This is a genomic window from Pseudomonadota bacterium (assembly GCA_026388315.1).
GTDB lineage: Bacteria > Desulfobacterota > Syntrophorhabdia > Syntrophorhabdales > Syntrophorhabdaceae > MWEV01.
In genome coordinates, this window is record JAPLKA010000034.1 from 26,633 (window position 1) to 34,665 (window position 8,033).

Consider the following 8,033-nt stretch of genomic DNA (forward strand, 5'->3'; position numbering starts at 1 on the left):
TGTTTGAAACGGTAATCGTTGAAGTAGACACAATAAGGGAAGAATTCTCTTATCCAACAGCGTCCAGGCCTTTTTTCTGCACAAGTGACAGCAATTTAAGGGAAGGTCCCCGTGGGTGTTTTTCGCCTCTTTCCCATTGGCTTATCAGACCGACAGTTACGTTAAGATAACTTGCAAAAACTGCCTGACTAACACCGGCTTTTTTTCTCAATTGGACAATTTCTTCAGGGGAAAGTTCTTCTACGGGTGTTAGGCATGAAGCGTCGAAGTCACGCATCGTCTTTGCATCTACCAATCCGATTCTATGGAGCCCTGCCGCCGTTTCGTGTGCTGCTGCCAGTGCATCAGTTCGATACTTCTTTTTCATGGGTGTACCTCCTCTACTTCGCCGTCTTGCTGCGCTTTGGTAAAATCCTCATTGCTGAAACCTAAATAAATATGTGCCAATCTATGATAGACGTCCAGTTCTACCGGACTCAGATTAGACTTTGCATTTTTGGGAAATCCATATAAGAAGACCGATAGAGACTCGACACGATACGCAATAATTGTCCTGTAACCACCTCTCTTGCCCTCGCCAATACGGGCAATACGCTTCTTGATGAGTTCTGCCCCTAACTCTCCATCGGCCAATCCTCGCTCGATTTCACGTATCGCATTCATTAACATCTCGTCATTAATATGCTCTTTCCGGGCAAAGCGTGCAAACCACTTGGTTTTGAATATCTGCACCTGACCTCCAGAATCAATATTGTTATATTATAACACTCGGTGCTATAAAACAAAAGTTTTATTTTTGTCATAAACCTTCCTGAACTGCTACGATATTAATCAATTGGTTTATGCTTTCAAGCGGTAACAATTATTCGACTGTAAGGTAACCTTTCGCGATATTGTGGATATCTCAGGACTTGGGTGTTATGTTATATAGGCTATTGTTTACCACGTAATGGAGGAATGGTTTATGAATATTGACTGTTATTTGTCGCATGGATGCGGTTCTGAAAAAGCCCTTCGTGGAAACATCACCCGGGCGCTGGCTGTTGAAAAGGTTGAAGCTGAGGTTAATTTCAACGTTGTTGATGATGAAAAGGCCATAGCTCTTGGACTATCTGGGTCACCCTCGGTATTTGTCAATGGAAAGGAGATACAACCACAAGGAACGGTCGGGTTCTCTTGAAGGATGTTTAGCGATGAGTCTGGAAGACTCACCAATGCCCCCTCAGTCGAGACAATCCGAACTGCAATAAGAGAACACAAACATCTCCGAGAGGAGACATCATGAACGGTCAGGGTGAAGAAAAAGAAGTATTGAACGGTCAGCAGAGTCATTGGAAAAAGGTGTACACCGAGAATGCCGATATGTTTGGTAAGGAGCCGAGTTGTCCTGCCCGCAGGGCCGCCGAGCTTTTCGGGAAGGGGAACGTGAAAAGGATTCTGGAACTTGGAAGCGGCCAGGGACGGGACACCCTATTTTTTGCCCGGCACGGTTTTAAGGTTTACGCACTCGACTATAGTGAGGAAGGTCTGGATGCAATGCAGAAAAAGGCTGATGCAATCGGAGCCTCTGGTTCTCTGACGACTATTTACCACGATGTGCGCCAACGCCTCCCCTTCGACGATGATTTTTTTGACGGGTGTTACTCGCATATGCTCTACTGCATGGCTCTGACAACCCCCGAGCTTGAGTTTCTGTCACAGGAAGTACGTCGCATCCTCAAACCAGGCGCCCTCAACATTTACACCGTTCGCCATACAGCAGACCCCCATTACCGGACAGGTATAGATCGCGGGGACAACATGTGGGAAATAGGAGGCGGGTTTGTCGTCCACTTCTTCAGCAGGGAGAAGGTAGTTCATCTTGCAAAAGACTACGAGATCATAGGGGTGGAGGAGTTCGAGGAAACCGATCTTCCGAAGAAACTCTTTCTCATTACGCTCAAGAAAAACTAAAAGAAAAATAGTATTCTTAAGACTCGCTTTGTACGCGAGGAGCACAATTTTTGAGATTCATGCAATTTAAAAAATCTGTTTCTACGATGTTCTTCCTTATTTATTCCAGTCAAGTATTTTTTATCTTTTAACCTGCATATTAGGTTTTTATTTTGTAGGCGGTTATCCCCCATCATTGTATGACATCCTACCCGACCCTTATTATTTGAAAGTCGCCCGAAGCGCTTTTACCTTGCTTAATTGGAGTTAGGATGTCGACGGGGAGTCATGTATTCTGTAATGGAAGGTCGCATACAGCGCCTTAATGGAAGAAAACGATGATCTCCCCGCCTACACAATTATATCTTACGCAGCCTTTTTTATCACCTTCCTTGTCGGTAATCCATAATCCGCCATGTACTCACTGCCATCCCTCACAACAGCATATATGATCCGGAGAAGCTTCCTGGCTATGGCCACAAGTGCCATCATCCTCTTCATTCCCCTGCCTGTAAGGGTTGCGTAATATTCGCACATGATGCCATTCTTTCTTATAGTTTGGATAGACGCATAGTAGAGGATCTTACGGAGAAGGCTTCTCCCCCTCTTCGATATTCTCCTCTCTCCTCTCCTCTTCCCGGAGCTTATTTCATAGAGATCAAGGCCGGCAAGCTTCATGATTTCTGACTGGGTGCCAAATTTCATGAAGTCTCCTACTTCTCCGATGATACCAGCAACGGAAACCGTCCCCAGGCCTTTTATCGACAACAGCCTTGCACTGTACGGTATACGTAAGAGAATGGCTACCATCTCGGCCTCTATCTCTGCAATGAAACCGTCGATCATCTCCAACTGCATGAGGATATGCCTGATATCGAGGACAAGGCCTGATATCCCTTCCTTTATCCCGACAGTGTTCTTTGCATGTTTGATCAGTGCTTCGGCGTCCTTTACCCCGAACTTGCCGTAACTCTTTTTCCGCATCTCTTCGCCGAGGGTCTCTATGCTTAACTTGCCTATAGTGTCCGGTGTGGTGTATTTTTTCAGTACATGGACGGCGGTCTTGACCTTTATATCCTTCATTACTGTTTTAAATTCGGGGAAGATGAGGAAGACCAACTGCTGGAGCTGGTTGAATAAGGCAGTGCGTTCTCCTATGTGCCGCTCCCGCGCATTGTTGAGTCTTCTCAGATAGGCCGTATCTCCTTCCGGAACAACAACGGTTAAAGCATGTCCTAATCTGATAATATCGGCAATCACCCGGGGATCCTTGTCATCGGTCTTTAATGGAGAGTTGTCATTTACCTCTTTCATCCTCTTTGTATGCATGGGATTCACCTGGACGATCTTTACAGGTTTGCTCATCATGTAATGCAACAAAGGCTCTGCGTAGGGACCAGTTGATTCGTATCCCACAATCACTTCGTTACAGCAAAACCTCTTTTTGCTTATGGTTATCATATCCCAGAATTTATCGAGGCCTTCCCTGGTGTTACCGAACTTGAAGGACTTTGTGTCCCTGCCATCCGCTGTTATACAGTATCCTGTGTTGCTTGCCATGCCGATGTCTACCGTAGCCATCAATGTGTCTTCCCTTACCGTCCTTATCCTTTTCGACCTCAGTCCTTTCATGGTTATTCTCCTCCTTGAATTCTTGCCGGAATAAGGAGGATATCTGTATTTCTCCTTTGACTCAACTATGAACTACAATATAGCAAGCTGTAATCCACACAGACAACATTTTAAATTTCATAGCGGCTTACAAGTGGTTATCGTTAAAATCGCAACAGATTAAGATGCACTTAATATGGTTGGTACCGACATACTCGGATGTTGGAGAGCAATGGAGATAAAACAAAATAACTTACCATTTCAATAACGGCTGTTGTATAATTCAGCCACATAACTTAATGAACTTTTACGGGGGTTCTCAATGCGTAGGAAGATCGTTCTTTCAGTCGGGGTTTTTATTTTCTTCGCATCCTTTGCCCTTGCTGAAAAAGGTTCACTCAAGATAGGGGCATTCCCTGCACCCCCGCAACTCTCCGCCTCCGTTAAATTCGTCGAACCTTCCGGCAACAATATCCTCGATGCAGGTGAAACAGGCAAGCTCATCGTTACTGTGCAAAATACCGGAAAAGGAGATGCCTTTGATGTTAAGGGGCAACTCAAAACAAACAAGCAGATAGCAGGTCTTTCTTTTAACCGGGAGGTCGCAATAGGCACCATATTGAGCGGCAAAACTGCCTTTGTAGAAATTCCCGTGCAGGCAAGCGAGGACATTCCCACTGATTCTGTTACTTTTGATATTGAAGTCAAAGAGGCAAACGGTTTCGATGCAGCCCCTCTGAAACTTTCATTCAAAACCAAGGCCTTTGAACCCCCGAAGCTTGTTGTTGCTGATATCGGCATTAATGACCAGAACAAGAACTCCCGTGTAGAGCCTATGGAGATCGTAGAGCTTATTGCCAGAATTCAGAACATGGGCTATGGTGATGCGCGGGGCGTATCCGTTGATATTCAGCCGGGACAGAACGTCTTCATTGCCGGTGATGGGAAAACCCGCTTTGATCTGGGCAGCATCCAGGCAGGGAAATTCAAGGATGTGACCTTCATGTTCTATACCAACAACCGTATAAAAGACGGCGAGAAGATTCCCCTCTCCATCCAGGTAAATGAAGCAAGACCGAGGTTCAGCACACTTCTGCCCCTCACCCTTGTAATGAATGCTCCGCAGAAAAGTGTTGAGGAGATCGTGGTAAAAGGGGAAGACACAGAGAAGAAGCCCGATATTACTCTGGCAGGAGGCCTAAGCGTTGATGTAGACATGCATATCCCCGAAGGGGAGAAGGCAGGTAAATTTGATATTGCTGTCATTATCGGGAACAAGAACTACAAAAACATCCCGAATGTGGAATATGCGGACAGGGATGCGGTGATCATGAAAGAATACCTTATCAGGGCCTTCGGGTATGATCCTCAAAACATTCTCTATGAGGAGAACGCAGGTTTTGCAAAGTTCAATGAACTCTTCGGGTCAGAAAGGGAATACAAAGGCAGGCTGTACAAATTTGTAAGAAATGGCGTTTCAAAGGTCTTCATCTACTATGCAGGTCACGGCGCCCCTGACCTTGAGTCGCAGGAAGCATACTTTGTGCCTGTTGATGCAAATCCTGAGTACCTTAAATCGAGCGGCTACAGCCTCCAGACATTCTATACAAACCTCTCCAAAATCCCTGCAAAGAAGATGACCGTCATCCTCGATACCTGCTTTTCGGGAAACTCAGAAAAAGGGATGCTCTTCAAAAACATTAGTCCCGCCATGGTACGTGTCAAAAAGGAATACCAGGGACCTGCTAATACAACTCTCATCACCAGTGGGGCCGTTGATCAGGTGTCTGCATGGTATCCCGAAAAGAGACATTCTCTCTTTACCTACTATTTTCTGAAGGGGATTCAGGGCGAAGCAGATGTAAATAAGGATAAAAAGATTACCGTGGGAGAAATGAAGGTATACCTCGCCGAGCATGTTCCCTACATGGCGCAGCGCCTGAAAGGAACAGAGCAGCAGCCTGTGGTAATGGGGAATGATAGCGATGTAATGGTGGTGCTGAAGAAGTAATAATTCGGTGTTCGATGGAGAGGATTTAGTATGTTAAAAGTATATCTTGAAACAACCATACCCAGTTACCTTGCTTCAAGGCAAAGCAGGGATGTTATCGTTGCAGCACAACAACAAGTCACCCTTGAATGGTGGGAGAATTCCCGACCAAAGTACGACCTGTTTATATCTGAAGCCGTTATCGATGAATGTCAAGCCGGCGATCCGGAAGCTGCAAAGAAAAGAATCGGTTTCGTAAAGGGTTTACCCGTCCTCAGCATTACTGGTGATGTAATTAAACTTGCCGAAATATACGCTAAACTTTTGAATATTCCAGACAAAGCAAAGGTTGACGCAATTCATATCTCTATTGCTGTAGTATATGAAATGGACTATCTTATTACATGGAACTGTACACATCTTGCACATGGAGAGATAAGAGCAGCGCTGCATCGATATAATATGCAGAACGGGTTATATGAACCAACGATTGTAACGCCATTTGAACTCTTATAGGGAGGCTTCAATGAAATGGGAAGACCCGATCGTAAAAGAAACGAGAACGATCAGAGAAAATTTAGTAAAGAAAGCAGGCGGATTTGAGGCATATGTGAAAAAGCTTCAGCAAAAAGAACTCAAGCACAAAAAGCGGATGCTAAGAAAAGAGCAGCTTCAAGAAAACATGTTAAAAGCGTCATGAGGAAAAGAGCAGACTTCAGGGTATTATGATAAAAATACCATTCCTCTCAACACGCACTTTATGTTTTTTAATGTTATATGCACTTGTCTTTATTGCCTCCACCTGTTTTGCTGCTGAGGTGAAAAACACCATCTCCCGGCAGGAAGGTAACAGGGTCGTATGGGAATTTGAAGTGGTCTCCGATACACAGGAAGAAGCGGACCTGACACTCACCATCACCATTGACGGCAAAACATATGAGTCAAAAGATTTACATCTTGAAGGAGACTTCACCAAAATCAAACCAGGAAAAGGCAAGAAGATCTATTGGAATGTGCTGCAGGACTTCCCGAGGGGCATACATGGTAATCTGGACTGGGAGCTTGTGGCCGGCGGCAAGGCATTCACCGACCCGACTACCGGTATTGAATTGGTCTTCGTAAAAGGCGGCTGCTTTGATATGGGCGATACCTTTGGCGATGGCGAAGCAGATGAAAAACCCGTCCATAATGTCTGTGTCTCTGATTTCTTCCTCGGTAAGTATGAAGTTACCCAGGGTCAGTGGAAGGCCATCATGGGCAGTAATCCATCATACTTTAATAACTGCGGCGATACATGCCCTGTAGAGATGGTCTCTTGGAACGATACCCAGGAATTCATTCAAAAGCTCAACAGCAGAACTGGCAAATCCTATCGTCTTCCCACAGAGGCAGAATGGGAATATGCAGCCCGTAGTGGCGGTAAGAAAGAGAAATATGCAGGCACAAGCTCCAATTCAAACCTTGGAAGCTATGCCCCACCCCGTAGGCCGGAAACGACCCAACTCTCTGGGTCTCTATGACATGACCGGCAATGTTTGGGAATGGGTGTCTGACCGGTATGACAAGGGGTATTATTCCGGCAGCCCCAGAGACAATCCCGGAGGACCTTCTACCGGTAGCACCCGGGTGCTTCGTGGCGGCAGTTGGGGCCTCAATCCGTGGTTCATCCGTGCTTCGATCCGTGACAAGATCACCCTTCCGTCGTTCAGGCCCAACAACTTCGGGTTTCGGCTTGCCCTTTCCGGACGGTGATTTTCTGAGTTCTGGATTTCTGCTGGTGTTTGCAAAAAGAGAAGAGGGGGTCAACCTTGACAAATGACAAAGAGAACAGCACAAACCATTGCCCAACAAAGCAATACGACTTGCCCCACTCTCGGCTGGTTTTATTGTGATATTGTCAAAAGTTTCATGAAAAGAAGTATGTGAGATATGAAAACAGGAACATCAAGTATGTTTAGAGGAATTTATAAGAAGTCGGACGCAATGCGATGTGCCAAACATGCACATAAACTGAGTTTTATGTCCGCAACGAGATAGAGAAACAGCAGGTTTTTTTATTGTTCTTTGACAATCGAAGAGAAGTTACCCTTCAGGCAGCAAGGGAAAGTATTTTCTGCCACCTGCCCTGGATGGTGTTGACCCCTTCCAGTTCCGGCATGTAAATGGGTGTTTTCCAATTCAAAGACATGTGAGGCCTCAAGAAGTTGTAATGGGTGACAAATAGCGTGACAAGTGCTATCGCACCATTGAGGCTGTTAAACCCGTGCGAGGGTCTTACATGATGCTTAAAGGTCCTGTTCAGTCTTTCAATAAGCTGCTTGAAAACCCGGTAGGCTTCCGACTCGCTGTCTAAGTTCTGGAGTCCTATCACCTTCTTGTGGGTAAGCGACGCATCTTTTCCTCTCTGTTCGTTCAGGTAGTGTATCCCCGCAGGATATGACGGGTTGCCATCGGTGACAAGAATTATTGTCTGTCCCGGCTCTGCCGTGCGGATCGCCTC

9 protein-coding genes and 1 pseudogene are annotated in these 8,033 nt (G+C 45.7%); 6 read left to right on the forward strand and 4 right to left on the reverse strand.

The genetic code is table 11. From position 1 onward, the window contains the following. Nucleotides 1-49 precede the first annotated feature (49 nt). Together NTX75_03155 and NTX75_03160 are read right to left on the reverse strand one after the other, a co-directional pair. Nucleotides 50-367: a DNA-binding transcriptional regulator gene (locus NTX75_03155; GenBank protein ID MCX5815228.1), complete on the reverse strand. Its 318-nt coding sequence runs from the start codon at nucleotides 365-367 to the stop codon at nucleotides 50-52. Then, a complete protein-coding gene (locus tag NTX75_03160; protein MCX5815229.1) occupies nucleotides 364-732 on the reverse strand; it encodes a type II toxin-antitoxin system RelE/ParE family toxin in 369 nt (122 codons plus the stop codon). Before NTX75_03160 ends, NTX75_03155 begins: the two co-directional genes overlap by 4 nt. A 232-nt stretch (nucleotides 733-964) precedes the next feature. Here NTX75_03160 and NTX75_03165 point away from each other — a divergent pair, with 232 nt between their 5' ends. Continuing rightward, nucleotides 965-1,180: a hypothetical protein gene (locus NTX75_03165; GenBank protein ID MCX5815230.1), complete on the forward strand. Its 216-nt coding sequence runs from the start codon at nucleotides 965-967 to the stop codon at nucleotides 1,178-1,180. Nucleotides 1,181-1,281: 101 nt separating this feature from the next. Further along, nucleotides 1,282-1,953, forward strand: a complete 672-nt coding sequence (locus NTX75_03170; protein MCX5815231.1) for a class I SAM-dependent methyltransferase — start codon at nucleotides 1,282-1,284, stop codon at nucleotides 1,951-1,953. Nucleotides 1,954-2,298: 345 nt separating this feature from the next. Here NTX75_03170 and NTX75_03175 read toward each other — a convergent pair whose 3' ends face one another. Continuing rightward, a complete protein-coding gene (locus NTX75_03175) occupies nucleotides 2,299-3,564 on the reverse strand; it encodes an IS110 family transposase (GenBank protein MCX5815232.1) in 1,266 nt (421 codons plus the stop codon). A 301-nt stretch (nucleotides 3,565-3,865) separates the two neighbouring features. Between NTX75_03175 and NTX75_03180 the strand changes: the two genes are divergently transcribed. The 4 genes and pseudogenes from NTX75_03180 (at nucleotide 3,866) to NTX75_03195 (ending at nucleotide 7,285) form a co-directional block, all read left to right on the forward strand. Continuing rightward, nucleotides 3,866-5,554: a caspase family protein gene (locus NTX75_03180; protein MCX5815233.1), complete on the forward strand. Its 1,689-nt coding sequence runs from the start codon at nucleotides 3,866-3,868 to the stop codon at nucleotides 5,552-5,554. A gap of 30 nt (nucleotides 5,555-5,584) precedes the next feature. Further along, nucleotides 5,585-6,049 carry a type II toxin-antitoxin system VapC family toxin gene (locus NTX75_03185; GenBank protein MCX5815234.1) on the forward strand — a complete coding sequence of 155 codons (465 nt, stop codon included), beginning with the start codon at nucleotides 5,585-5,587 and terminating at the stop codon, nucleotides 6,047-6,049. A gap of 10 nt (nucleotides 6,050-6,059) precedes the next feature. Next, the gene (locus tag NTX75_03190; protein ID MCX5815235.1) at nucleotides 6,060-6,233 is read left to right on the forward strand and encodes a hypothetical protein; all 174 of its coding nucleotides are present in this window, start codon (nucleotides 6,060-6,062) and stop codon (nucleotides 6,231-6,233) included. Nucleotides 6,234-6,672: 439 nt separating this feature from the next. Continuing rightward, a pseudogene (locus NTX75_03195) lies at nucleotides 6,673-7,285 on the forward strand (SUMF1/EgtB/PvdO family nonheme iron enzyme). Between the two features lie 337 nt (nucleotides 7,286-7,622). Here the strand turns inward: NTX75_03195 and NTX75_03200 are convergent. Then, nucleotides 7,623-8,033 (reverse strand): integrase core domain-containing protein (locus NTX75_03200; GenBank protein ID MCX5815236.1); only part of this gene is annotated, 411 nt, incomplete at its 5' end.